The sequence below is a fragment of the Flavobacterium marginilacus genome (assembly GCF_026870155.1).
Taxonomy (GTDB): domain Bacteria; phylum Bacteroidota; class Bacteroidia; order Flavobacteriales; family Flavobacteriaceae; genus Flavobacterium; species Flavobacterium marginilacus.
The window spans coordinates 2,998,931-3,024,473 of record NZ_CP113975.1 but is presented as its reverse complement, the minus strand read 5'-3'; the positions used below and the strand labels follow the sequence as shown (position 1 = coordinate 3,024,473).

The following is a 25,543-nucleotide window of genomic DNA, read 5'->3' as shown; positions in this document are numbered from 1 at the left end:
TTGGTTCACTTTTGACTATTTTATACAAAAGTATCAGGGCATTCGTTTTTAAAAATTTTAATAAGCTATTAAAAAGTCTTATGTATGTTTTCTATAACTGCTTGTGTAACCCAAATTAATCCAAAAACATTGGTTTCAAACTGCATACGGATTTCCTGTTCTTCCAATTCTTCTATGGCACCAAAATGTCCATAACCAGCATTGTTGATTAATACATAGATTACTCCAAAATGGCTTTTTGCTTTTGCAACAGCATCAAAAGAGGCTTTTTTATCCGTAAAATCTAATTGTAAAGCCAATAGATTTTTAGGAAATTCAGCGGCCAATTCCTTTAATGATTCTGTATTTCTTACCGCTGCCACCACATTGTCGCCACGTTTTAAAAATGTTTCAGTCCAAATTCTGCCTAATCCACGGGATGCTCCTGTTATAAAAATTGTTTTTTTCATTTTAATAATTTTATTGTTTTACTATTATGACAAATCTCCGTCAATTCGGGATAACCTTTATGATACAAAAGTGGGCAATAATGAAACGTTTTAACGAAACATAATTTGGTTTGATTTATTGTTCAAAAATTCAATACGCTTTTTACAAATTCATCATAATTTTGAAATATGGAACCGTGGCCTGCATCCTTATAAACAATTAGCTCCGAATTTATCATATGATTTTTTAATTCGTATGTGTTACTTATAGAAACCATTTTGTCATCATCATCTTCGTTTACAATTAAATAAAACAGGGTGTAATTACTTATTTCATTCCTGGACTTATTTGCCCCATTATTTTAACGGCCAATGCACGGCTAAGAAACTTGAAGTTGAATAACATTAAGCGGTTTTTCCAGCCTGATATTACTCTTGGTTTACTTCTTCTTTCCAAGCTGGTAATTAAATCTTGTGCTACGTCATATGCTGTGGACAATACAAATTCGGGATACGAATTAGTTTCCTTACCAGCATTTGAATGAAAATCTGATTTAGTTGCCCCAGGATTAAACCCCATTACATAAATACCTTTATTTTTAAATTCAAACCACAAGGATTCGGAAAAATTAGCAGCAAAGCTTTTAGTTCCTGCATAAACAGCTGCTCCCGGAAAAGAAGAATGTCCTAAAAGTGAAGCCACATTTACCAGACTGTCTCCCTTTTTTGCGTTTTGCAGGAAAGCGTAAGACAGTGTTACCAATGCATCCATATTAAGGTGCATACCATTTATTTGTTCCTGAAGCGGCATATTGATAAATTCCCCGTACATTCCAGCACCTGCATTATTAATTAGGACATCATAACGTTCAGATTTAATGTGTTCAGACAGCTTATCCAAATCCTTTGAGTTGTTTAAATCCGCTGCTAGTACTGTGTGGTTATTTCCGTGAAGTATCGCTTTGGCTTCATTTAATTTATTCTCGCTTCTTGCTACAAGTGTTACTGTATAATTTTTTGCAGCCATCAATTTGGCTACTTCTAATCCGATGCCTCCACTGGCACCTGTAATTAATACTTTTTTATCTTTTAATTCCATGTTTTTAGTTTTATTATGTTGCTCAATATAATTTAAGAAAGAGACTCATTATAAGTCTAACTCTTGGTTTAGTTAATGCTCTCGTTAGATTTTTCCAAAGATGGAGGAATCAGTTTATACATTACCGGGGTTACAATTCTTGCCAGAATGGTAGAGCTTATTAAACCGCCAATCAATACAATCGCCAACGGAGATATTTGAGGATTGGGATTCACCGCCAGCGGAATCAATCCGCAGATTGCCGTAATAGATGTTAGTACTACCGGAAGAAAACGGGTTTCACCAGCAATGGCAATCGCCTCGTCAATGGACTTTCCTTCTTGTCGCAATTGATTGGTGAAATCGACCAAAAGGAGTGAATTTTTCACCTGAATTCCGGACAGTCCAATGAAACCGATAATGGATACTAACGACATTGGGTTGCCTGTCACCAGCAAAAACAACACACCACCAAGAACGCCTAATGGAATAATAGACAGTACGATAATAATTCCCTTGAACGTTTTAAATTGCAGTAATAAAACGGCTATGAATAAAAAAGCACTCAATATGATTACCGAAAGAAAATTGCCTCCCAACGCATCGCCTTCTGATTCTTTTTCTCCCGAAAGTTTGTAATAATAGCCATTTGGCATTTTTAGTTTATCCAATTTTGGAACAATATCTACCAACAGGTCATTCGCTAGATAACCTTCTTTTGTCATAGCGCTGACTTTTGAAAAAGGTGATTTGTTAAAGTGGTTGATGGCTGTGGGTGCGGTTTCAAAAGTGATGCTCGCAATTTGATTCAATGCAATAGGGGTTCCTTGAATGTTATTTACATATAAATTTTTTAATGCGCCCAATTTGGAAAACTTGTCTCTTGGGAGTGTAATGGTCACGTTCCTAGCATCGCCACGGTCATCAATGTAATCACCAACGGTTAGTCCCGCTACCGCAAGCCGGATTACTTTATCGACCTCGCTTGTCAGTACGCCCAATGTTCTTGCTTTTTCTTTATTGATTTTTACTTTAACATCGGTTTTATAAGTATTCAACTCATTGTTGATGTACACCGTGCCTCTTTGATTTCGTAAAATACTTTCTGCCTGAGCCGATAATTTGCGCAAAACGGCTTGGTCTTCGCCAAATATTCGTACTACGATATTAGCTTCCAACGGCGTTCCTTGCTCAAAATCTTTTACTTCTACTTTGGCATAAGGCATCGTTTTGAACTTGTCGCGCAATTTTTTAATTAAAGCCGTCTTTTCGGTAGGTGTAGCTTCATCTTCCAACTGAACAAATACTTGGGCAAAATCGGATTTTCTGTCCTGTGGATGCACATTGTAATAAATCTGCGGATTTCCTTTTCCCACATTTGAAGTGTAATACACAATTTCTTTGTGGTTTTTCAATTCTTTTTCTACGATTTTTGTCACTCGGTCACTTTCCGAAATATTAGCCTGAAGCGGCATTTTAATATTGATAAGAAACATTGGTTTTTCTGAATTCGGGAACAATTTGAATCCGGTTACCGAAAACAATCCAAAAGCAATCACACTTAAAAACAGGGAAACAGCAATCGTAATTTTTGGGAATTTCAATGCTTTTGGCATAATATCCCTGTAGGCTCTTGTTAGAAACTTTTGCAAATACTGAAGAAAAATGTTTCCTTCACCGTGCTCGTGTGTTTTTAAAAATCGGCTTCCCAAAAACGGAACCAATGTCAAAGCCACAATCATTGAAGCCAAAACACTTGTAATAACCGCCATTGGTAAACTGCGGATGAATTCGCCTGCCATATCGGGAAGAAAGACCAACGGCAAAAAGGCAATAACCAAAGTTACCGTACATCCTACTACTGCAATTCCTATTTGTTTGGTTCCCATTAGAACGGCATCCATTTTTGAATGGCCTTCACGCAGCCAACGCTCAATATTTTCGACAACCACAATACTGTCATCGACCAATAATCCTAAAGCGACAACCAACCCAACAATGCTCAATTGGTTTAAGGAATACCCTAAAGCATTCATTGCAATTAATCCTAAAGCCAATGATAAAGGAATGGATATCATAACAATAAGTGATGCTCTTGAACCTAAAGGCACCAACGTAATGACAACTAAAAGAATGGCCAATGCAAAATCAAAACCTAAATGCCCCAAACGTTTTGATACCATATCGGCTTGGTCAAAGTTTTTGATTAGTTTAATGTTAGGAGGCAAATCTTTGGAGAATTCTTCTACAATTGGTAAATATTGCTTTTGCACATCGCTAATGTTTACATTGTCCTTCATTCCGGCGGTGACCAAAACGCATCGGTGTCCGTTAATTCTTGTAATGTGATTTACCACTTCAGATTTGTAGCTCACTTCGGCTACGTCTTTCATATAGATGATTTTTCCGTTGGCATTATAAATGACAGTATTGGCAACATCATCCGCATTTTTAAATTTACCGCTTGTTTTTACGTTGAATACTTTGGTGTCCAAATCGATACTTCCGCCGGGAATATCAGCAGCTTCACTTTGTAAACTTCCCATTACTATGTTCAATGGAATTTTTAATTGTGCCAATTTTTCCAAGTTCAAATCCACACGGATTTCCTGTTCCGGAATGCCGCTGTATTTTACGTCCTTGAGATTGGTTATTTTTTCAATCTTTGTCTTTAGTTCATCGGCTTCATCGCGCAGTTTTTTGTCGGATGCATTTTCTGAAACCAAAGCAGCCTGAAGAATTTTTACATCCGAAGACGAAATTTTCTCCGTCTTAATCATATAAATATCTTTAGGCAATTCACTGTTTTTAAGGGCATTCATTTCGGTGGAGATTTCCTGATATTTATTGTCAACATCCACTCCGTATTTGAATTTTACCTGAAAAGCGGCTACACCATCTTCAACGGTTGTGAGTATTTTTTCGATATTTTCCAATCCGTAAATTTTGTTTTCGATAGGTTTTACGACTTGTTCCTCCATATCTTTCGGACTCGTTCCGGGATAAATAACCGTAATCAAATATTGTGGAGGATGCGTTCCGGGGTCTTCTGATCTTGGCATCGTGAATAGGGTAAGAATCCCTACAACAGCGACCAAAAGAAAGATAATCAGTGCAAACTGATAATTCTTAACTGAAAAGTTTGTGATTTTCATTACTATTCTCGGTTATTTAATGATTTTGATAGTTGATTCTTCGTTGAGATAAGCACTGTTTGAAATAACAATCTGATCCGTTTGGTGAAGTCCCTCCTTGATAAATACCTTGTTATTTTCAAATTTAGCAATTGTAACAGGCTGACGTTTTACTTTGTTATTCTCTACGACAAACACAAAGGCTTTATTTCCGTCGGCTTCAATAAGTGAATTATAGGGAATGATGATGCGGTCTTCTACTTTTTCGGCCTTGATTTCTGCTTTTCCAAACATACCCACGGCCGGTTTGCTGTTTTTCATATCCAATTTCAGCTCTACCTGAAACGAACCTAATGCAGCATCGGCAGCTTGTGATTTCCTGAAGACAAAAGCGTCAAAGTGTTTATCGGGATAACCATCTAGCGTGACAACCGCTTTTTGGCCAATTTTCACGGCAGCCCATTCGGTATCTGTCAAGCCCGCTTTTAACAGGTAATTGTTGTTTTTACTTGTTTCGTTTATGGCCAAAATTGGAGATCCGGCACCAACTACTTCACCTGTATTGGCAATTTTTGCAGTAACAAAACCATCGGCCGTGGCATAAATTTTTGCATAACGGGCATTAAAAGCGACAGCATCTTTTTGTTTTCGGGCAATGTCCAAACCTGTTTTGGTGTTTTGAAGCTGTTCCAAAGTATAAACACTGTCTTTGTAAAGATTTAAGGCACGCGTATAATCACGCTCGTATTTTTTAACATTCAAATCCGATTGATTCAAGCCCGAACCGATTTCGGTTTCATCTAATGTTGCTAGAAGTTGTCCCTTCTTGAAAAACTGTCCTTCTTCGACATAAATTTTACTGACAACACCACCAATTTTAAAGCCATAATTGGCTTGATTTTCCGTTGTCACCAAGCCGGATGCGTTGATGTTACTTGCAAGTGCCAATGATTGAGCCGTTGCTGTTTTAATCGAAATAACATCGGCATTTTCAAAAGGTTTTTGTTCTTTTTTTTCTTCTTTACAAGCATAAAAAAGCGGTAGTACGAATAGGATAATTATTAATTTCTTCATTGTTCTAATTTTTAGTTTTTTAAAGTAAAAGTGGCATTGGCTCTTTCTAATTCCGCAAAAGCGATCCAAGAATTATAGAGGGCAATATTGGTGTTGAGTTGGGCATTTACCCATTGGTTTTGTGCATCCAGAAGCTCAATGTAAATAGCTTGTCCTTCTTTATACAATTTGGTGATGTCGTCATTGTATTTTTTGGCGGATTCTTTTTGGTTTTTATTGGCGTAGAATTGTTCCAATGCCGATTTCAGATTATTTTGTGATACCTGAAACTGAAGCAATAATTGCTGTTTTACATTATCAGTTTGGGAACTTATTTTTTTAGTATCTTCTTCAACCTGTTTGAGTTTGTATTTATTCTTGTTTCCGGAAAAAATATTCCATTGCAAACCTAATCCTGCGAAATAATAGCGTGAATCTTTGTTGACATCAAAATCAAAGTCCTGAAAACCGAAATCGGCAAATCCGCTTACTGTAGGAAACCAATGCGATTGCGTCAGTTTACCAACCGTTTCATTTAATTCCTTAACCTGAGTCAGTTTTAGCAATTCCTCCCTGTTTTGGATGTTTTCTGTAACGGCATCAATGGGTAAAGCCTCATTGTCATCTGTTTCAATATTGGAATCCAATTTTTCGTTGAGCAAAAAATTGAAGTACGATTTGGCGTTATTACTGATTTGTTTTGCCGTTTCAAGATTTGCCTGAATCCGTATTACCTCGTTATCACTTCGCAAAACTGCGGTACGGTTGATTTTGTCATTTTTGAATAAAGATTGGTTTACCCTTTGATTCTCTTTGACCAATGCCAACGCATCTTGATAAATTTTAATTCCTTCAATGGACTGAAGGTATTTGTAGTAGGCAATTTTTATTTCCTTGACCAACTCCCTCTTATAAATTTCCAATTCAATCTGTTGCAGTGATGCCTGCTGACTCTTAATCCTTTCATTATAAATAATTTCGAAATTCAGCAAGGGCATTGTCGTATGAATCTTCGCGTCATAGAAATTATCGGGATTGATTAAAACCGACTGATTTTCAAGGGTTGGGAACGCTTTGGAATTCGTCATCTGATTCAGCGTGTTATACACCGGATTGAGCATATCGCCTACGGGAATATCAATCGTTCTTCCTCCTTCAGCCCTTGTATAGCTCCCGTTTAAGGAAACTGTGGGGTAAAACAAAGAGCGTGCTTCCTTAAGAGCATACACACTTTTGTTGATGTCAAAATAGTGTTGCTTTATTACTTCATTGTTTTTTAGTCCGGTTTCTATGTAGCCGTCTAGCTTACTTTGTGAATATCCTTGATATCCGAGTAAGATTACCGTTAGAATTACTGCATTTTTTATCATAATATACATTGTTTTTTAATTGAACATTGTTCATTTTTTTGAACAAAAAAATTTATAGCCGATCTATTATTTTCAAATACTCATTATAGCCATCAAGCAAGATTGTTTCGGGATTTGTGAATTTTACGCCTTTGGTTCTTTGACGAATTTCAAGACAGCACATACCGTGAACCAAACTCCAAACCATAAACGAAAGCGGTTCTATATTATGTCCCTTAAAATGCCCATTATTAATACATTCCTCAATTGTTTTTTTTACACGGCCAAAAGTTACCGCACCTTCATCCCAATCTTTATTTTCGGAGCTTTCCAAAAATTCCATAGGTGCCTTAAGATTAAACATCAAATCATACATTTCTTGATTTTCCAAGGCAAATTTTATGTAGGTAAAACCCATTTTTCGCAATCGTTCCATTGGATCTTCTATGCTGAACAATTCTTCAAAATACCCTCCCAATTCCTGAAATCCTATGGAGTGCAGGTCGTGCAGAATGGCATTCTTATCTTTAAAATAAACATATACCGTACCTACACTATAGTCAATTTCGTCAGCAATATTTCGAATGGTAGTTTGCTCAATACCCTTTTCTATAAAAAGTTTTTTTGCACCTTTTAAAATCAATGCTTTCAGTGCTTCTTTTTCCCTTGCTTTTCTGTCAACTATACTCATACCTCGAAATTATTCTACAAAGATATGTTTTATTTTTGAACAACGTTCATTTTTTTATAAAAATATTAGCTACTTTACTTCTAGGTTTACTGAGATACAAAAGCTATTGATGATTCAAGCGTTGCCTTTGTGAGCAACGGTTGAATCATTTAAAATAAAACTACTTGGTCTTAACAAGAGCTTTTATTTAGGAATTAGAACTAACCATGGATGTGGCGTATCTTGCAATTTGCCATACTCCAGATAGCGACTTACGTAGCAAAAATAGCTCGTTATAAGCTGTATGAGTTACCGTGCCCGTTTGCTTGTTGGTCTCCTTGCCTTCGGTAGAACTACGGACAAAGCCCCAGTCTGCACTAATTTGTTCAACTTCTCTAATCATATAGTTCATATTAAAATCGACCGCTTCGAGAACAAGCGGATAAATCTTTGCAAGTTCTGTCTTGCCTACTGCTGCTGGCAAATTTGGTGCTATTAGTACGCCATCATCAGCGAATGCTGACAATACAACTGCAACATCGCCTCGTGTAAATGCTGTTAAATATGTAACAGCCGTCGCTTCTATGGCAACAAGTTCTTGATTTAATGCTTTATTCATATTTTTGTTTTTTTTATTAATGTTATGTAAAGATAGTAGTTTGCTCAATTCCTTTTTCTATAAAAAGTTTTTTGGCTCCTTTTAATATCAATGCTCTTAAGGTTTCTTTTTCTCGAGCTTTTCTGTCTGCTACGCTCATAACTGTTATTTTCTTTTATAAAGATATGTTTTATTTTTGAACAATGTTCATTTTTTTATAAAAAAATAAACACAGTAACAAAATCTCTTGTTTTTACTGTGTTTTTGAAGACCAATTTTTAATTACTGTTAGGATTCTTAAGAAATCCAACTGATATAATCAGACTAAATTCTCTAAACCGAATTCAGCCAATTTATCTGCAATTGGCAAAGTTTTTAACCCCAATTCAGTTAAAGTATACTCAACTTTTGGTGGAATTTCGGGATAGGCTTTTTTGCTGACTAGTTTATTTTCAACAAGCATATTCAATTCTTGTATCAGCATTTTTTCGCTAATACCGGGTATAGCCCTTTTTAGTTCGCCATATCGCATCACTTTTTTGTTGATTTGAAACAATATCAACAAAGTCCATTTGCCGCTAAGAAGTGTTAAAGAGGCTCTCACAGGACACTTTTCATCACAAGGTAAAATTATTTTAGATTTTTTTTCCATTGATATTCAATTATTCTAACTGTATAGTAGGTACTTTACTTTTAGGTAATTACTTGTACAAAAGTAAGTAACACAATACTTTTGTGCAAGTAATTTTAAAAAACAATTAGAAACAAGCAAATAGATTAGGATGTAATGACTAATCAAAAACAATTTAATAACATAAAAACGTAAAAAAATGAAAATCTTAGTATTTGGAGCTTCAGGCTCACAACAATTCAATGTAATATCTGAAGGGATCAAAAAAGGAGCAGAAGTATTTGCAGCAACAAGTTCTGCTGCAAGTTTTGAAAAATTAAGTCAAGCAGGTGCAAAACCTATTTTGGCTAATATGAGTGATGCCAATAAAATGTTGGAAATTACCAAAAGCATAGATGCGATAGCTTTTATGATTCCTGTTTCTTTGCCCAATCCATTTGATGGCTTGGAATATGCCAAAAATGTGATTGATGCAGCTAAGATAAATAGTGTAAAGAAAATCGTTTGGAACACAAGTGGTTGGTTAGCTCCGCAAAAAATAGGAATCCCTGGCGAAGATGTAAAGTTGGACATAAAAGAGTATCTAAAAAATAGCGGATTGGAGTATGTGATAATTGAACCTACTATTTATATGGAAAATATGATGGGACCTTTTTGTGCACCTTTTATAAAAAACGAAATGAAGCTCGCTTATCCTACTCCAGAGATTATGCCTATTGGTTGGATAGCTTCCAGAGATGTAAGTGCTTTTGTTGTCGAAGCAATTTACAATGACAAACTAAAAGCGGATACATTCCAAATAAGTGGTTTAGAAAATTTAAAAGGGAATGATTTGGCTGAACAATTTTCTAAAGGTTTGGGTAAAAACGTTGTTTATTATACGCAACCTGCCAAAGAATTTGGTGATATATTAAAACCATTTGTTGGTGAAGCAGGTGCAGCAGGAGTAACTTCGTACTATGAAAGCCTTCAAAACGCAACAGAGTTTCCTCCAAAATTCAATCCAAAGATGAATGAGGTTTTAGAAAAACTACCTGTGCAAATGACACCTTTGGCGCAATGGGCAAATGAGAATAAAGCGTATTTTTCCTGAAAAAAGGTATTAACTTTTATTGAGGTAACAATTAAAGTTAATGCAAATTTTAACTTGATAGCAAAGGTGATTTTGATTTTTTCAATTCTATTGGATTGTAAAATCAAGACCACCTTTTTAATTGTAGGGGTGGATATTTATTCTTGATCACTTTATGCCTGAAATAAATGTAAGCAACTTGTTTCGAAATCCTGGAACAAGGTAAAGTCAGCCTTTTTACATAGCATTGTAATTTGTATAGGTCTTATTCTGCCAGCTAATTAATTTAAAGTTTTTGAGCCGTGCATAATATTTTGGGTGTTAGCGTTAACATTACAAACTTCGCGACCAAAATCATCATCCTACAAAACCTCCGTAAAAACGTATCACACCTTCCCACTTTTGTATAACTAGCCAGAATAACTTCGATAGTAGTTTTGCAACAATAAATAATCATAAAAAATAAAATAATGAGCAAGACAATTTTCGAACCATACAATTTAAATGGGTTACAATTAAGAAATCGTATCGTAATGGCACCTATGACCCGCTCTAGAGCTGATAATGAAGGTAACGCTGCCACAGAACTCATCGCAGAATATTACAGACAGCGAGCATCGGCAGGATTAATCATTACAGAAGGAACTTTCATCAGTCCTGAAGCTGTTGGTTATATTAATGTACCTGCCATTTATTCAAAAGAGCAAATAGAAGGTTGGAAATTAACAACCCAAGCCGTACACCAAGAAGGAGGAAGTATTTTTGCCCAATTATGGCATACAGGAGCTATTTCCCATCCCGATTTGCAAAACGGGAACAAACCACTTGGACCATCGGCTGTTAATCCCAACCAACAGGTATTTACTTTTGAGGGGTTTAAGGATACGGTAGAAGCACAGGCAATGACCATTGCCGATATAAAAAGAACCATAAATGATTTCAAACAAGCAGCAATCAATGCTTTTGAGGCAGGATTTGATGGTGTTGAAATACACAGTGCCAATGGTTTTTTGTTACAGCAATTTTTACATAAAAACTCAAATCACAGGACAGATGAATATGGAGGTTCTATAGAAAACAGAACTCGTATAATTTTTGAAATACTAGACGAATTAAAAACCGTAATTGATCTATCAAAAGCAGGAATACGTTTTAACCCTTCAGTTCACGGAATTATGGGCATTGAAGCTGATGATGAGACTATTGCTTTGTATACCTATATTGCAAACCGATTAAATGACTATAATTTAGCATACATCCATCTTACAGAGCCTTTTACAGATGTATCTAGTGTGAGTTTAGCTATTCAAAACGTAGCAAAACATTTCCGTGGATTTTACAAAGGTACTATCATCACAAATGTTCGCTATACAAAAGAAACTGCCAATAAAGTTATAGCATCTGGCGATGCAGATTTAGCAGCGTTTGGAGTTCCCTTTATTGCGAATCCTGATTTAGTTGAACGTTTTAAGGCCGATGCTGTACTTAATGCACCTGACTCAAACACTTTTTATACTTCCGGAGAAAAGGGGTATACTGATTATCCGAAAATGACTGAAGTTTCTAACTCCATCTAAATTTTAAAAAATTAAATAATGATTAAGAAAATAACAGTAATTGGAGCAACAGGAATGATAGGTACTCCTGTAACCAAAGAATTGATAAAAGCAGGCTTTGAAGTAACAGCTTTTGTGAGAAACATTGAAAAAGAAAAACATATTTTTCCATCGGGTGTACATTTTGTGCAAGGCGACCTAAAAAACGTATCGAACATTTCCAAAGCAATAAAAGATGCAGATGCAGTTTACATCAGTATATCTTCAGGCCCTAACGATACCGAAAACGGATTTAATCCTGAAGCAGGTGGCGTGGATAATATCATTGAAGCCTTAAAATCATCGAATGTAAAACGAGTTGGATTTTTATCCTCGTTTTTGGCAAGAAACTACAAAGGCGATTGGTGGGTGATGAATGCCAAAAAACAAGCGGTTCAAAAAATTAAAAATGCGGGTATTCCATTTACCATATTTTATCCTGCAAATTTTATGCAAAATTTTAATGGCGGAATGAGAGATGGAAATAAGGTAAACATCATCGGAAAATCAAATGAAAAATCGTGGTGGATTGATGCCGAAGACTTTGGTAAACAAGTAGCAAATGCTTTTAAAACTGAAAAATCATTGAATAGAGAATATGCTGTACAAGGCTTGGAACCTTTAACTACAACAGAAGCAGCCAAAATTTTTGTAGAAAACCATACCAAAGAAAAATTAACGATTGCAAAATTACCAATCGGGATGGCTAAATTTTTATCTTTGTTTATAAAGCCTTTACGGTATGTTGTGCCATTAATATCGGTAATGAACAGCAACAAAGAAATTTTTGAAGCTCAAAAAACTTGGGACGAATTGGGCAAGCCAACAATAACGGTAGCGAAATTTGCAAAAAAATAATAAAATCTATGACACATTATAAAACCATAAGTGAATTATTTAAAGCTAACGGATTCTCGCCTCCAGAAAATCCGTTATTGGGGGTATTAACTTTTGAACAAGCCGAAGATTGCCCCTTTGTAGAAAAAGAGTTTACAATGGCATTTTATGGCATTTCATATAATAAATTTGAAACAGGTACACTTTCTTATGGCAAAACTAAATATGACCACGACAATGGCTCAATGGCATTTGTAAAGCCTCATCAGAAAATAAAAATGGCTAATTTAAAGAATGCTGAAAAAGGATTTTTGCTATATATTCACGAGGATTTTTTATTCAATTCTAATCTTTATTCCGAAATAAAAAAATACGGATATTTTGATTACGAAGTAAACGAAGCCCTGCATTTATCACCAAAAGAGGAGGAAATTATTTGGGACTTGTTCAATAAAATAAAATCGGAATATTACAATAATCAGGATGATTTTAGTAGAGATATAATGATTACCCACATTGATTCTATTTTGAAATATTCGCAGCGGTTTTATAAACGTCAGTTTTTAAATAGGATAATACTTTCAGGTACGACAATTTCAAAATTCACGGATATTTTGACTACTTATTTTGAAAATGTAAGTTTTCAAGAAAATGGTTTGCCAACTGTAAAATATATTGCGGAACAATTAAACTTATCCCCTAGATATTTAAGTGACTTGCTAAAACAAGAAACAGGCAAAACAGCTTTAGAACACATTCATATGGCCTTAATAATGGAAGCTAAAAATTTACTAATGAGTACCAACAACACAGTTGCAGAAACAGCCTATCAATTGGGTTTTGAAAATGCACCTTATTTTTCGAGGTTGTTTAAAAAAGAAGTAGGACAAACTCCCACCCAATATAGAGAGCAGTTTTTGAATTAAAAAAGTTGAGCTGTCATCAGCAACAATCTGAAGTTATAAATTTAAAAAAGACAAAATGAAAACAAGTGAGAACACACTTTGGAAGTATAGTGACGAACAACAACAACTCGCCAAACAAATTATCGATTTAGAAATGACTGCTCTTGACAAATGGTTCAATGGAGACAGCTCTGGCTACAGAGATCTTTGGTCGAAGACAAATTTCTCCTATTTCGATGGCGTCTTTGATCACCGTATAGATACGCACGAAGAGATTTCAAAATTTGTTACGTCAGTAGTAGATGGAAAACTTTACGCAAAGAGCTACGACTTCACCAATCCGCGAGTTCAATTCGGACAGGACATCGCAATATTGACATTTCAATTGCATGCAGATACATCACTTATTGACATGCACTATAATTGCATTGAAATATATCAAAAAGAAGGAGATAGTTGGAGTGTTATACATTCTACCTGGTCATTTATTCGCCCAATGGATATGGATTTTAATGCTATCAAAGAAGTGGTATAATTCTAAAAGCAATAAGATATGAATGTTGAGGATTTTAGAAAATATTGTCTATCTCTAAATGATGTGACTGAAAAAATGCCATTTGGAAAAGCAACAAGTCAATACGATCGTAATTTACTTGTCTTTTCTATTGGTGATAAATGGTTTTGCCTTGTAAATATTGAGGTTTTTGACTTCTGCGTTCTAAAATCAGAACCCGATTTAATTGAAGAATTACGCATTCAATACGACAGCATCCGCCCCGGCTATCATATGAATCACAAACATTGGATTTCAGTATATTTTAACAAAGATGTTCCGTATGCGAAAATTAAAGAGTTGGTACAAAAATCACATAACCTTATAATTGATGGTCTATCAAAAAAGCAAAAAGAAAGCTTAAATTAGATTTTAGATTAATGTAGTAAAAGCCAAATAATAATAATGGATATAGAAACATTTAGAGCATACTGTTTATCCTTTCCTGATACGCACGACGGAATGCCTTTTCAAGGTTTTTTTAAGAATTCACGAGCTATCTTAGTGTTTTATGCAGGAAAGAAAATGTTTTGTTTTTTTGACATTGATAGATTCGATTATTGCACTATAAAATGTAATCCTGAAACTATTGAAGAACTCAGAGAACAGGAAGGTTTTGAAAAACCATTCAATTTAAGTTGGAAACACTGGATTAATGTTAGTCTTGAAGGCAATGTTCCTGACGAAATTATAAAGGATTTAGTTGAAAAATCGTATCAATTAGTTGCAAAAGGCGGGGCAAAGGGAAATAAATAAAATTAGAGAATAATAAATTATGTCGGTTATCTGGAATTTATGGCACGGATGCATTAAAATCACTGAAGGATGTAAAAATTGCTACGTTTTTCGGAGAGATGCCTTATACGGTATCGACAGTAAAAATGTGTACAAGACCCGAAATTTTGATTTACCTTTAAAAAGAAAAAGGGACAAAAGCTACAAAATACCTTCTGGCGAACACGTGTGGACTTGCTTTACTTCTGATTTTTTTATAGAAGAAGCAGACGATTGGCGTGATGAAGCTTGGAAAATGATAAAACTTCGCCAAGACCTCACTTTTTCAATGGCAACAAAACGGATAGACCGAGTACAACAATGCCTTCCAAATGATTGGGGTTCTGGTTATGACAACGTAAAGCTTTATTGTTCTGTTGAAAACCAAAAACAGGCAGAACTACGGCTCCCAACATTTAAAAAATTACCCTTCGCAAAAAAGGGAATCATTTGTGAACCTCTTTTAGGAACTATCGATCTCTCACAGCATTTAAAAGGCGATTGGATAGAACAAGTTGTTGTGGGGGGCGAATCTGGGGATAATGCTCGTGTTTGCAATTATAATTGGATAATCGAAATTAGAAATGCCTGTGTGGAAAATAATGTTTCTTTCATTTTTAAACAAACAGGTACCTTGTTTGTAAAAGAAAGTAAAAGCTATAAAATACCAAGAAAACTTCAATCTTCTCAAGCTCGAAAAGCAAAATTAAACTTCAATTCAGAATCCAATTTAAGTGTTTAATCATTGAGATTGGCAGACAAATTAAACTGATTTTAACTGATTATCGCAGATTGCTATTTAAAAACTCCGTAGGGCTTTTACCGAATTGTTTTTTGAAAGCAAATGAGAAATGGGATAAGTTTTCAAAACCCACTTCATAAAAAACATCAATAGGTTTTCTCTTTTTTTCAGTTATTTGAAAACGGGCTAGTTCCAGTCGCTTTTGGGTAATCCACTTTTGTGGTGTTGTATTGAAAGCCTTTTTAAAGTCACGTTTAAAAGTGGTCAAACTTCGCCCAGTCAGGTAACCAAATTTTTCTATTGGCATATTGAACATATAATTACGTTCCATAAATTCGACAAGGTTGATTTTATGAGGTTCTGAAAAGTCAGATAAAATGTTGTCGATATCTTTGTTTATGGAGCGCAAAACGGTAATCGCTTCCTGAATTTTCAATTGGGAAAGCTCTTGCGGCAATTTGTAGTTTAGGTCGAAATACGGCAAGATCGAAGCAAAAAAACTGTCAAGCAAAGGACTTTGGGACAACGGAATGATGTAATCGGTTTTAGAAACCAGAGTGGCTTGCAATTTTTTTTGTTCGTAAAATGCCCTTAAAACATCCTGTGTCAGTTTTACCACAATGGCTCTGTAAGGCAGGCCGTCTTTATCGGATTTTATTAATGTAGATAGTTGATTTCTTGGGAAAAGAAGCGTTTCGCCCAACCCAAAAACATAGGTTTTATTTAACTGAATAACTTTTAATTCGCCCGACAGCACCCGAACAACGCAATGTTCCTCCGCAATCATTTCGGTATTGTTTCGAGTAGATCCGCTGCAGCTGAAAACAATTTCAGCGTTTTTATTGATTTGTTTTGTTGCCATAATACAAAGGTAAAAAAATAAGGCTCAACGACGTGAACCTTATTTTTTTCAATTAATTAAATGTCAAATTTTATCTGCGTTAATTCTTCACTCAGTGTCCAAAGTTTTTGAGCTGATTCTGCATCCAATGCAAACGGTGCTGTACCAGGAAATCCCGCAGGATTTTTATAGGCTGCTGCAATGCTGTCATAATTAGTCGCATCATATTGGGCAATTTCAACATCTTCCAAATACACTCCTCCGATGTTTTGAAGCTGAGGACTCGTTGCAGCCCAAACCGCTGTTGCAGCTCCCTGTTCTTTAGTCTTTTTTATTTTATCCATTGATGCTTCTGCCTCTTTGTTCGGAGTACCATCAGGATGTAATATACCTAAAGTAACAAAATCTTCAAATGTCATATGCTTACCCAAATTAGTTTCCAAGCTCAAACCAGGATTCAGAGCATAAGCCCGAACGCCAAATTGCTGTCCTCTTTTGTCTAATTCTACGGCAAAAAGAATATTTGCAGTTTTAGATTGTCCATAAGCCACAAATTTATCGTACTCTCTTTGGTTAAAGTTTATGTCATCAAAAAGAATTGGTGAGAAATGATGTGATGATGACGAAACATTAACCACTCTTGCTCCATTTGCTTTTTTTAATGCATCCCAAAGTTTGGCCGTTAGTTGAAAATGACCTAAATGATTGGTAGAAAACTGTCCTTCGTTACCTTTGGAATCACGATGTAGTGGCGTCCACATAATGCCCGCATTGTTAATAAGCAAATGCAATGATCTGCCAGAGGCTAAAAATTTCTCTGCAAAAGCCTTGATAGAAGCAGAGTCTGCCAAGTCTAATGCTTCTACTTCTACATTGGCAATTCCATTTACAATTTCTTTTGATTTTTCTACATTTCTAGACGGAATGATAACCGTAGCTCCAGCCGATGTTAACGCTTTGGTGATTTCTAAACCATAACCTCCATCACCACCTGTAATGATAGCGGTTTTTCCTGTAAGGTCAATTCCCTTGATAACATCTTTTGTTGTTGATGTTGCGTTGAAGCCAGAGCCTATCGGTTTTTGCAAGACTCCGCTGTGATTTTTTTGTCCCATTTTTTAAATTCATTTTAAATTTTTATTGAGACAAAGATAGAATGCGTATCGCCAGTGCGTTTTGTTCAAAAGTCCGAATTACTTTGTTTAAAAGGTCATTTTTTTTATTGATTTTGTTTGTTCTGATTATTTGATTTTAATGACAACTTTACCTTTGGCACGTCCTGATTCTACATAAGTCATAGCATCGTTGGTTTGCTCAAATGGGAACGTCCTATCTATAACTGGTTTTATAATACCTGATTCTATTAATTGGGTAATTTGTTGTAATTGGCTTCCTTCAGCTCTCATAAACAAAAAGTTAAAATTAACACCTAACTTTTTTGCTTTTCCTCTTACCGATCTACTCAATAGTCCCATCAGTATTCTAAAAGGCCAGGCTAACCCAATTTCTTTTGCAAATTCCGGAGTAGGCGGACCAGTCAAAGAAACAAGTGTACCTCCTGGTTTTAAAATTTTTAACGAATTTTCAAGAATTTTTGCTTCTCTATTGCTATGCAATACCACATCGTAATCTTTTAAGATAGTTGCGAAATCTTGTGTTTTGTAGTCAATAACCAAATCGGCACCTAGGCTTTTTACCAAAGCTGTATTTGCCGAACTGGTTGTTGTGGCTACAAATGCCCCCAAATGTTTGGCTAACTGAATGGCAAAAGTACCCACGCCTCCGGAACCCGCTTGAATGAACACCTTTTGCCCTTTTTTCAAATTGGCAATTTCAACTAGAGCTTGCCAAACTGTCAATCCAACCAATGGAATAGAAGCTGCTTCTTCCATTGAAATATTTTTGGGTTTTAATGCCAAATCGCCTTCGTTTACGGCAATCTGTTCTGCAAATGTCCCTATTCTGTGGTCGCCAACTCTGGAATATACTTCGTCGCCGACTTTAAATTTTGAAACTTTTGCTCCTACTTTGGTGATAACGCCCGCCATATCGTGTCCGTTTATAAAAGGAGCTTTGTAAGGCAAAAATAGTTTGAAATCGCCATTTCTAATAAGTGAATCCAATAAATTTACACCGGCACTATGAATTTGAACTAATACTTGATTTTCGGTTATATTGGGGTCAGCCACTTGAGTCAGTTGCAATTTTTCTTTTTTGCTGTATTTTTTTACTATGAATGCTTTCATTTTGTTGTTTTTAAATTGTTATTGGAAATTTATTTATTTAAAAAGGTTAATGCACTTTTTACAAATTCTTCGTAATACTGAAATATACCTCCGTGACCTGCATCTTTATAAACAATCAATTCAGAATTCGAAATACGTTTTGCTAAGTCATACGTATTGCTGCTTGGTACCATTTTGTCATTATCACCGTTAGCAATTAATACTGGCTGCTTTATTACTGATAAATCTTGTGGCTTTTGTTCTCCCCAAGCCTTTATGGCTGTAAGCTGATTACCAAACGAACCCAATCTGATTTTTTTATCACGGTTTTCTGTACGCTCTTTTATGCGGTTCAAAAAGGCTTTAGCTGCTACTTTTCCATTTGGATTTTGATTAAAAAACAAATAAAATTTAGGGTCTCTAAAGGTTAAATAGCCTTTTAGCATATCCTTATAAGTAATTGGTTTAATTTTATCAATTCCAATCCCGCCTGCAGGGCCTGTACCGGTCATAATCATTTTGCGAACCAGTTGAGGCTGTTGAAGAACAATTTCCTGAGCCACAAATGCACCCATTGAAAAGCCCATCAGATCCACTTTTTCATATCCTAAAGCTTTTATGAAGCTAACAGCATCTTTTGCCATTTCGGCAATAGTTTTCGGAGTTGTACCTTTGGTGGCACCAATACCTCGATTATCAAATGGAATTATTTGATATTTTGTGGCTATACCGTCCATAATTCTTGGATCGCAGTTATCTAAAGTAGCACCTAAGTGATTTAAGAATATGATTGGAATTCCATCAGTACTCGTGCCAAGTTTTCTATAATAAAATAGAGTTCCATCTACGTTTACAGATTCTGTTTTTACGTTTTGAAAAGTCATACTATCGTTTTTGATTACTGGAATATTTTGAGCTATTAAGGTACCGAAAAATCCTATTATGAGGGCAATGCTTGTTAAATATTTATGCATAAAGCTTTTATTTAATACTTTCTAAATAACTTTTTCTTAATTCATCCGTTCCGCTAATAACATTTCCAAAAAAAGTAGTTTCGGTTTGAATGCCACAAAATTCAAAAACACCTTGCTCAATAACTCTTAATTGGGCTTTGTGCATCAGGGTTTCGGCATAATATTCACTCGGATGATTGGTATTCATATACACCTGTGCGGTTTTTCCTTTCAATAAACCAACAGGCCCATTTTCAGTAATTTGAAACGCAAATCCATGCGAAAATACCCTGTCAATAAATCCTTTTAACATAGCAGGCATTTGCGCCCACCACATTGGGTACACAATGGTCAAATGGTCTGCCCAAGTTATCATTTCTTGATAATGGGCTACATCATTGGGAATTTCTTTGCCCATAAACATAAATTCAATATCGGGCATCTCTAAAACAGGATTAAACTTGTCGCTATATAAGTCGATAATTCTTACTTCTTCGCCTTGGGCTGTGGCTTTTTGTGCCACTACATCTACAATGGCTTTGGTAAAACTGGCAGGGTTGAGGTGCGAATAAATGATAAGGTGTTTCATGATATTTTTAATTGTTTAATAGATTATTTATTTAATTGTTTTAGTACGTTTTTTTCTAAAATACCATAGGCAAAATGCTGTAAATTAATGAGTACAGAAGTGCCTTTGCCTACAATATTTCTAAATTTTGGCTTATCAGTTTGCACTACTTTCAGTACTTTTTCTGCTACAATTTTGGGGTCTTCTGCACTTTTTACAAGTTCATTGGTGAATTTTTCAATTTTTAGTCTTAATGAATTGTAATCGGCTATTTTATTTATAGGAGAAGATGAGTTATCCATAATACTTGTTTTGAATGCAGCAGGCTCAATCATTGCTACGTCAATATTGAATTCGTTCAATTCATATCGTAATGCTTTAAAATATCCTTCTAATGCGTGTTTGGATGCTGCATAATAGGCCACATTTGGAAATGCCACAAGTCCAACAATAGACCCAACGGTAATAATTTTACCAAATTTTTGTTTTCTAAATTGAGGCAATATGGTATTGGTTACTTTAATAGTTCCCCAAAAGTTAGTTTCCAATTGCTGTCTGCCTAATTCAATAGGAATTTCTTCAGCAATACCTGCTACTAAAAAGCCTGCATTGTTAATCAAAATATCCAATTTTGGTATTTCTTTAAATAGTCTTTCTGAAAAAGAACTAATTGACTGCTCCGAATCCAAATCTAAAGCTATCATTTTGAATGGTACTGTTGCTCCGTACTTTTCAGGATTTCTGCTGGTACCAATTACATTGTAGCCATTTTGACTCAGCTTGTTTGCGATTAACAAACCAAAACCTGATGAGGCTCCTGTTACTAAAATATTTTGTTTCATTTTAATCGTATTTAAAAATTAATTCATATTTTTGCTTGCATATTGCAAGTGCAAATATATAAATTACTTTCAATATGCAAGTGTTTTTTAAAAATAATTTTATGAAAGAAGTAAAAAAAAGATCGGATTGTCCTATTAGCTGTACGTTAGATGTCTTTGGAGACAAGTGGTCGCTGCTGATTATTAGAGATATGATGTTTCGTCAAAAATCAACTTATGGCGAGTTTTTGAAATCGGAAGAAAAAATTGCTACAAATATTTTAGCATCAAGACTTCAAAATTTAGAAGAAAATAAACTTATCGAAAAATTAGAACACCCAGAAAGTAAGGCAAAAGTTTTATATAAACTCACCCAAAAAGCAATCGATTTATTGCCCATTATTGTAGAAATGCATTTGTGGGCTGATAAATATTTTGAGATTCCAGCTGATATTAAAGTACTGATAAATGAAGCCAAAAAAGGGAAAGAAGAATTTATAAAAGCAACCGCAAATCTATTAAAGAAGCAAATAAGCGCCTAAAAAAGGAAAGGATATTCGGGTGTGAAAAAACCGTTGGCAATTGTCAGCGGTTTCGATTTTTAGTCTAAAAAGGGATGTTTACCTGAGGGCTTGTTTTTTTATTTGGCTCAAGGTTTCTTTAGTAATTCCAAAATATGAAGTAATAAGATGCTGTGAAAAACGTTGGATAAATTGAGGGTGATTTTCCGTAAACTCTTCATAGCGAAAGTAACGGCAGCTAATGCTTATATTTCACTATTGCCCTCTTTGGAGAGGTGAGGAGTGAGGATATTCTAAGTGACTATTTTATATTTGCGTTTGATATAAAGTACTATTTTAGTGATCTTGTCTTTTTTTAGTCTCTTTTTATCGCTTTTTAAGTGTTGATTCACGGGGAATTACATCAGTATTCAATTCAATTATTTTAGGTTCGAAAGACTTTCCTTCTTTTCGGCATGACATTTCTTCTAATAACAAATTAAAAGCAGCAACACCCATTTCATAGCTAGGCTGATCAACTGTACTTAATTTTGGTGTAATTACCTGTGAGACTAACCAGTTGCTAAAACCAATTACAGCAATTTGATCAGGTACCTGAATTCCTTTTTCATTAAAATGGGCCAAAACCCCAACAGCAACTAAATCCGTGATGGCAAAAATTCCATCAATCCCTTTGTCCTCCTCCAAAATTTGTTTTGCGAATTCGACTCCCTGCTCAAAAGTGATCGTTTTACAAGAATAAACCAATGAAGAATCAAACGGAATTCCATTTTTTTCCAATGCTTTTTTATACCCCAAAAAACGATCAATGGCATTTTGCGGATTTTCAAGACCACGAATATGAGCGATTTTTTTGCATCCCATATCAATTAGATGCTGGACAGCTTCCATTGCTGCTTTCTGGTCATTAATAATAACCTTTGAACTCGGAATCAATTTGGAAATTTTATCAAATTGCACAAACGGAATCTCTTTTCTAAGAATTTCTTTCAGGTGAATGTCATCATTCGAATCGTTGGACAGCGACATTATAATTCCATCAACTCTTTTATTTATTAAAAGGGCTACTTGTTTTTTCTCTAATTCCAAAGATTCATTAGACTGAAGAATAATAACTAAATAGCCATGCCGTTCTGCTTCAGCGATAATGCCATTAACAACTCCGGAAAAAAAATGGTGCACCACTTCCGGAATTATCAAACCAATGGTTTTAGATTCTTTAGTTCTCAGATTTACGGCAAAACTGTTAGGTGTATAGCTTAATTCTTCGGCTAGAGCAATTACTGCTTTCCTTGTTTTTTCGCTAACATCAGGATAGTTTTTTAACGCCTTTGAAACAGTGGTGATGGATATGCCTAAGGCTGTGGCTATTTCTTTTAATGTCGTCTCTCTCATAAAAACAAATATCGAAAAAAAAAATTACAAAACCGAAAACGTTTTCGGTGTTTTCGAAAACGTTTTCGGTTAAAAACACTAACTTGCTTTGTGAAATTAAAAATAGATTTGATAAAAAATAACCAAACAAATTATTAATCAAATAATTTTAACCCATGAAAACAACAAATTCGTTATTAAAAAAAATGGGATTAGTTACGGCATTATTGCTTTTTAACTTCTCTTTTTCACAAAACTCAAACTTATCGGGGACAGTATCTGATGCTTCGGGGAATCCACTTCAAGGAGTAAATATTACGATAAAAAACAGTAATAAAGCAACCGCAACTGATTCAGACGGAAAATATTCATTTTCAGATCTAAAAAATGAAACGATAAACATTATTGCTGCTTATATCGGATTTAAATCAGTCGAATTAAAAGTATCTATAGATGGCAACACCATACAAAACATATCCTTAGTAGAAAATGCAAATGTTTTAGATGATGTGGTGATCACTGGAGTTGTAAATCCGAAAGCAAAAATAAAATCTAGTGTTTCGATAACTTCATTGGGGACAGAACAGATAACACAATCCGCACCTAGATCGACAGCTGAAATTTTCCGTACCATTCCCGGTATTCGTTCAGAATCTTCAGGAGGTGAAGGAAACTCAAATATTTCTGTTCGTGGAGTTCCAATTTCATCTGGCGGATCCAAATATTTACAACTTCAGGAAGATGGATTACCGGTATTATTATTTGGTGATATTGCATTTGCAACTGCAGATATTTTTACAAGATTTGATGGAAATATTGCTAGAATAGAAGCTATTCGTGGAGGTTCGGCTTCTACTTTGTCAACGAATTCTCCGGGAGGGATAATCAACTTTATCAGCAAAACAGGAAAAACAGAAGGTGGTAATTTGAGCACTGCTTTTGGTTTAGATTATGGCAATTTTAGAACCGATTTGGATTATGGCGGAAAAATTGGAGAAGGTTTGTACTTTCACGCTGGTGGTTTTTACAGAACTGGTGAAGGAATTAGAAATACAGGATTTAATAGCAATAATGGTGGACAATTTAAATTTAATATTACTAAAGAATTTGAAAATGGTTCTATTACGGTTTACGCTAAATTCTTAAATGACAGGGCGGTCGCTTATATGCCAATGCCAGTAGCTGTTTCTGGAACAAATGCCAACCCAAATTGGAAAAGTGTTGACGGTTATGATGCCACAACTGGTGCTTTACAATCTATCTACTTAACTCATAATCTTGGACTTGGTCCTGACGGAAATGTTCGCAGAGAAGCAGTTGCTAATGGAATGCATCCAATTTCAAAATCGATAGGAGCCAATGCTTCATTTGACTTAGGCGACGGCTGGAAAATTAATGACAACATCCGATTAACATTAAATACTGGTGGTTTTATTTCTCCATTCCCTGCTGAATTAGCCACAGCTTCAACAATTGCCAATTCGTTTGGAGCTGGATCAACTTTAAGCTATGCTGATAATGGAGCCGCTTTTAATACTCCAAATGGTTTAGTTGCCAGAATTCACATGTTCGACACTCAATTAAACAACATGGGGAATTTTATGAATGATTTGAGGTTGACGAAAAAATTGGACAAAATAGGAATAACAGCCGGATTTTTTAAATCCATGCAAAATGTATCTATGTCATGGCTGTGGAATTCATATTTACAAGAAGTTTCAGATGCGAATCCTCGTTTGATAAACGTTAAAAATGCAGCCGGTACATTATTGTCAGAAAATGGTCTTTATGCTTATGGAACTCCGGCTTGGGGAAATTTAGCCCGAAATTATGATACACAATACAATGTTTCGGCACCATATATCAATATTACGGTAGATGCAACTGAAAAATTATCATTTGAAGGAGGTTTACGTTATGACAAAGGAAAAGTAACGGGTTCATTTGCCGGAGGCGTTTCAACAACCTATGACATCAACAATGACGGAAAAATATCAGTACCGGAACAAAATGTTTATGCGATTGATAATGCCAATGCTACGCCGGTAAATTATGATTACGATTATTATTCTTATACTTTAGGAGCCAATTTCTTAATTAATAACAGACAGTCTGTTTTCGCACGTATCAGTAAAGGTGCTTCAGCTAAAGCGGACAGAATTCTATTTAGTGGTTTGAATTATTTGGATGGAAATAAAATCAACGCTTTAGATTTTTTACAACAATCTGAAATTGGATACAAACAAAAATTTAATAGAGGATATTTCTACGCTACAGCCTTCCATTCTAAAACAGATGAGCAGGGCGGTTACGAAGCTACTTCAAACAGCATTATCAAAAACAACTATAAATCTCTGGGTCTGGAATTGGAGTCTGCCTATAATGTAACCGATAATTTAAACCTTAGAAGTTCATTAACATACACAAAAGCTGAAATTACTTCTGGTGACAACAATGGAAATCAGCCTAGAAGACAGCCAAAATTAATGTACAGTTTTATCCCTACTTATAAATTCATGAATAAAAACACACTTGGCTTAAGTTTTGTTGGTCAGTCAAAAGCTTTTGCTCAAGATTCCAATCAATTAGTGATGGATGGATTTGTAATTGTAAATGGATTTGTAGAAGTAGGTATTGCAAAAGGATTGTCTTTAAATATTTCAGGAAACAACTTGTTCAACACACTTGCTATCACTGAAGCAGAAGAAGGCAGCATCACTGAAAACAAAGTAAACTATGTGAGAGCAAGATCAATGACCGGAAGATCCCTTTCTATGGCATTATCCTATAAGTTTTAATTAAATAGATATTGCATAAATGT

The 25,543-nt window shown here is 35.1% G+C and carries 25 protein-coding genes; 10 read left to right on the top strand and 15 right to left on the bottom strand.

Annotation, left to right across the window (positions count from 1 at the left end; genetic code table 11):
- Window positions 1–68: 68 nt before the first annotated feature.
- The 8 genes from OZP07_RS12980 to OZP07_RS12945 all read right to left on the bottom strand — a co-directional run bounded on the left by OZP07_RS12980 (window position 69) and on the right by OZP07_RS12945 (window position 8,962).
- Window positions 69–449 (bottom strand): SDR family NAD(P)-dependent oxidoreductase, encoded by a 381-nt coding sequence (locus tag OZP07_RS12980; RefSeq protein ID WP_281635411.1) that lies wholly within the window; start codon window positions 447–449, stop codon window positions 69–71.
- Between the two features lie 307 nt (window positions 450–756).
- Window positions 757–1,527: an SDR family NAD(P)-dependent oxidoreductase gene (locus tag OZP07_RS12975; RefSeq protein ID WP_281635410.1), complete on the bottom strand. Its 771-nt coding sequence runs from the start codon at window positions 1,525–1,527 to the stop codon at window positions 757–759.
- A 68-nt stretch (window positions 1,528–1,595) separates the two neighbouring features.
- Window positions 1,596–4,661 carry an efflux RND transporter permease subunit gene (locus OZP07_RS12970; protein ID WP_281635409.1) on the bottom strand — a complete coding sequence of 1,022 codons (3,066 nt, stop codon included), beginning with the start codon at window positions 4,659–4,661 and terminating at the stop codon, window positions 1,596–1,598.
- A gap of 12 nt (window positions 4,662–4,673) precedes the next feature.
- Window positions 4,674–5,714 carry an efflux RND transporter periplasmic adaptor subunit gene (locus OZP07_RS12965; RefSeq protein ID WP_281635408.1) on the bottom strand — a complete coding sequence of 347 codons (1,041 nt, stop codon included), beginning with the start codon at window positions 5,712–5,714 and terminating at the stop codon, window positions 4,674–4,676.
- Window positions 5,715–5,725: 11 nt separating this feature from the next.
- Complete coding sequence (locus OZP07_RS12960; RefSeq protein WP_281635407.1) at window positions 5,726–7,063, bottom strand: TolC family protein; 1,338 nt, start codon at window positions 7,061–7,063, stop codon at window positions 5,726–5,728.
- Window positions 7,064–7,115: 52 nt separating this feature from the next.
- The gene (locus OZP07_RS12955) at window positions 7,116–7,733 is read right to left on the bottom strand and encodes a TetR/AcrR family transcriptional regulator (RefSeq protein WP_281635406.1); all 618 of its coding nucleotides are present in this window, start codon (window positions 7,731–7,733) and stop codon (window positions 7,116–7,118) included.
- Window positions 7,734–7,920: 187 nt separating this feature from the next.
- Entirely contained in the window at window positions 7,921–8,331 is a 411-nt protein-coding gene (locus OZP07_RS12950) for a YybH family protein (protein ID WP_281635405.1), read from the bottom strand.
- A 298-nt stretch (window positions 8,332–8,629) separates the two neighbouring features.
- Complete coding sequence (locus tag OZP07_RS12945; protein ID WP_281225625.1) at window positions 8,630–8,962, bottom strand: winged helix-turn-helix transcriptional regulator; 333 nt, start codon at window positions 8,960–8,962, stop codon at window positions 8,630–8,632.
- 178 nt (window positions 8,963–9,140) lie between these two features.
- On the opposite strand from OZP07_RS12945, the gene OZP07_RS12940 reads away from it, so the two are divergent.
- The 8 genes from OZP07_RS12940 to OZP07_RS12905 all read left to right on the top strand — a co-directional run bounded on the left by OZP07_RS12940 (window position 9,141) and on the right by OZP07_RS12905 (window position 15,419).
- Window positions 9,141–10,034: an SDR family oxidoreductase gene (locus tag OZP07_RS12940; RefSeq protein ID WP_281635404.1), complete on the top strand. Its 894-nt coding sequence runs from the start codon at window positions 9,141–9,143 to the stop codon at window positions 10,032–10,034.
- 449 nt (window positions 10,035–10,483) lie between these two features.
- Window positions 10,484–11,590 carry an alkene reductase gene (locus OZP07_RS12935; protein ID WP_281635403.1) on the top strand — a complete coding sequence of 369 codons (1,107 nt, stop codon included), beginning with the start codon at window positions 10,484–10,486 and terminating at the stop codon, window positions 11,588–11,590.
- 18 nt (window positions 11,591–11,608) lie between these two features.
- Window positions 11,609–12,466: an SDR family oxidoreductase gene (locus OZP07_RS12930; RefSeq protein ID WP_281635402.1), complete on the top strand. Its 858-nt coding sequence runs from the start codon at window positions 11,609–11,611 to the stop codon at window positions 12,464–12,466.
- An 8-nt stretch (window positions 12,467–12,474) separates the two neighbouring features.
- Complete coding sequence (locus tag OZP07_RS12925) at window positions 12,475–13,371, top strand: helix-turn-helix domain-containing protein (RefSeq protein WP_281635401.1); 897 nt, start codon at window positions 12,475–12,477, stop codon at window positions 13,369–13,371.
- 55 nt (window positions 13,372–13,426) lie between these two features.
- Window positions 13,427–13,885 carry a nuclear transport factor 2 family protein gene (locus OZP07_RS12920; RefSeq protein ID WP_281635400.1) on the top strand — a complete coding sequence of 153 codons (459 nt, stop codon included), beginning with the start codon at window positions 13,427–13,429 and terminating at the stop codon, window positions 13,883–13,885.
- 18 nt (window positions 13,886–13,903) lie between these two features.
- Window positions 13,904–14,272, top strand: a complete 369-nt coding sequence (locus tag OZP07_RS12915; protein WP_281635399.1) for an MmcQ/YjbR family DNA-binding protein — start codon at window positions 13,904–13,906, stop codon at window positions 14,270–14,272.
- Window positions 14,273–14,308: 36 nt separating this feature from the next.
- Window positions 14,309–14,659, top strand: a complete 351-nt coding sequence (locus OZP07_RS12910; protein ID WP_194640319.1) for an MmcQ/YjbR family DNA-binding protein — start codon at window positions 14,309–14,311, stop codon at window positions 14,657–14,659.
- A 19-nt stretch (window positions 14,660–14,678) separates the two neighbouring features.
- A complete protein-coding gene (locus OZP07_RS12905) occupies window positions 14,679–15,419 on the top strand; it encodes a DUF5131 family protein (RefSeq protein WP_194640320.1) in 741 nt (246 codons plus the stop codon).
- 40 nt (window positions 15,420–15,459) lie between these two features.
- Here OZP07_RS12905 and OZP07_RS12900 read toward each other — a convergent pair whose 3' ends face one another.
- The 6 genes from OZP07_RS12900 to OZP07_RS12875 form a co-directional block, all read right to left on the bottom strand.
- Window positions 15,460–16,281: a helix-turn-helix domain-containing protein gene (locus tag OZP07_RS12900; RefSeq protein WP_194640321.1), complete on the bottom strand. Its 822-nt coding sequence runs from the start codon at window positions 16,279–16,281 to the stop codon at window positions 15,460–15,462.
- Window positions 16,282–16,337: 56 nt separating this feature from the next.
- The gene (locus OZP07_RS12895) at window positions 16,338–17,375 is read right to left on the bottom strand and encodes an SDR family NAD(P)-dependent oxidoreductase (RefSeq protein WP_281635398.1); all 1,038 of its coding nucleotides are present in this window, start codon (window positions 17,373–17,375) and stop codon (window positions 16,338–16,340) included.
- Between the two features lie 126 nt (window positions 17,376–17,501).
- Entirely contained in the window at window positions 17,502–18,506 is a 1,005-nt protein-coding gene (locus OZP07_RS12890; protein WP_281635397.1) for an NADP-dependent oxidoreductase, read from the bottom strand.
- Between the two features lie 29 nt (window positions 18,507–18,535).
- Window positions 18,536–19,459 (bottom strand): alpha/beta fold hydrolase, encoded by a 924-nt coding sequence (locus OZP07_RS12885; protein ID WP_281635396.1) that lies wholly within the window; start codon window positions 19,457–19,459, stop codon window positions 18,536–18,538.
- A 7-nt stretch (window positions 19,460–19,466) separates the two neighbouring features.
- Entirely contained in the window at window positions 19,467–20,027 is a 561-nt protein-coding gene (locus OZP07_RS12880) for an NAD(P)H-dependent oxidoreductase (RefSeq protein WP_281635395.1), read from the bottom strand.
- Between the two features lie 23 nt (window positions 20,028–20,050).
- Window positions 20,051–20,848 carry an SDR family NAD(P)-dependent oxidoreductase gene (locus OZP07_RS12875; protein WP_281635394.1) on the bottom strand — a complete coding sequence of 266 codons (798 nt, stop codon included), beginning with the start codon at window positions 20,846–20,848 and terminating at the stop codon, window positions 20,051–20,053.
- Window positions 20,849–20,949: 101 nt separating this feature from the next.
- Between OZP07_RS12875 and OZP07_RS12870 the strand changes: the two genes are divergently transcribed.
- A complete protein-coding gene (locus OZP07_RS12870) occupies window positions 20,950–21,369 on the top strand; it encodes a winged helix-turn-helix transcriptional regulator (protein ID WP_281635393.1) in 420 nt (139 codons plus the stop codon).
- Between the two features lie 345 nt (window positions 21,370–21,714).
- Here OZP07_RS12870 and OZP07_RS12865 read toward each other — a convergent pair whose 3' ends face one another.
- On the bottom strand, window positions 21,715–22,743 hold the full coding sequence (locus tag OZP07_RS12865; protein WP_281635392.1) for a LacI family DNA-binding transcriptional regulator: 1,029 nt from the start codon (window positions 22,741–22,743) through the stop codon (window positions 21,715–21,717).
- A 155-nt stretch (window positions 22,744–22,898) separates the two neighbouring features.
- On the opposite strand from OZP07_RS12865, the gene OZP07_RS12860 reads away from it, so the two are divergent.
- Complete coding sequence (locus tag OZP07_RS12860) at window positions 22,899–25,520, top strand: TonB-dependent receptor (protein WP_281635391.1); 2,622 nt, start codon at window positions 22,899–22,901, stop codon at window positions 25,518–25,520.
- Window positions 25,521–25,543: the final 23 nt, after the last annotated feature.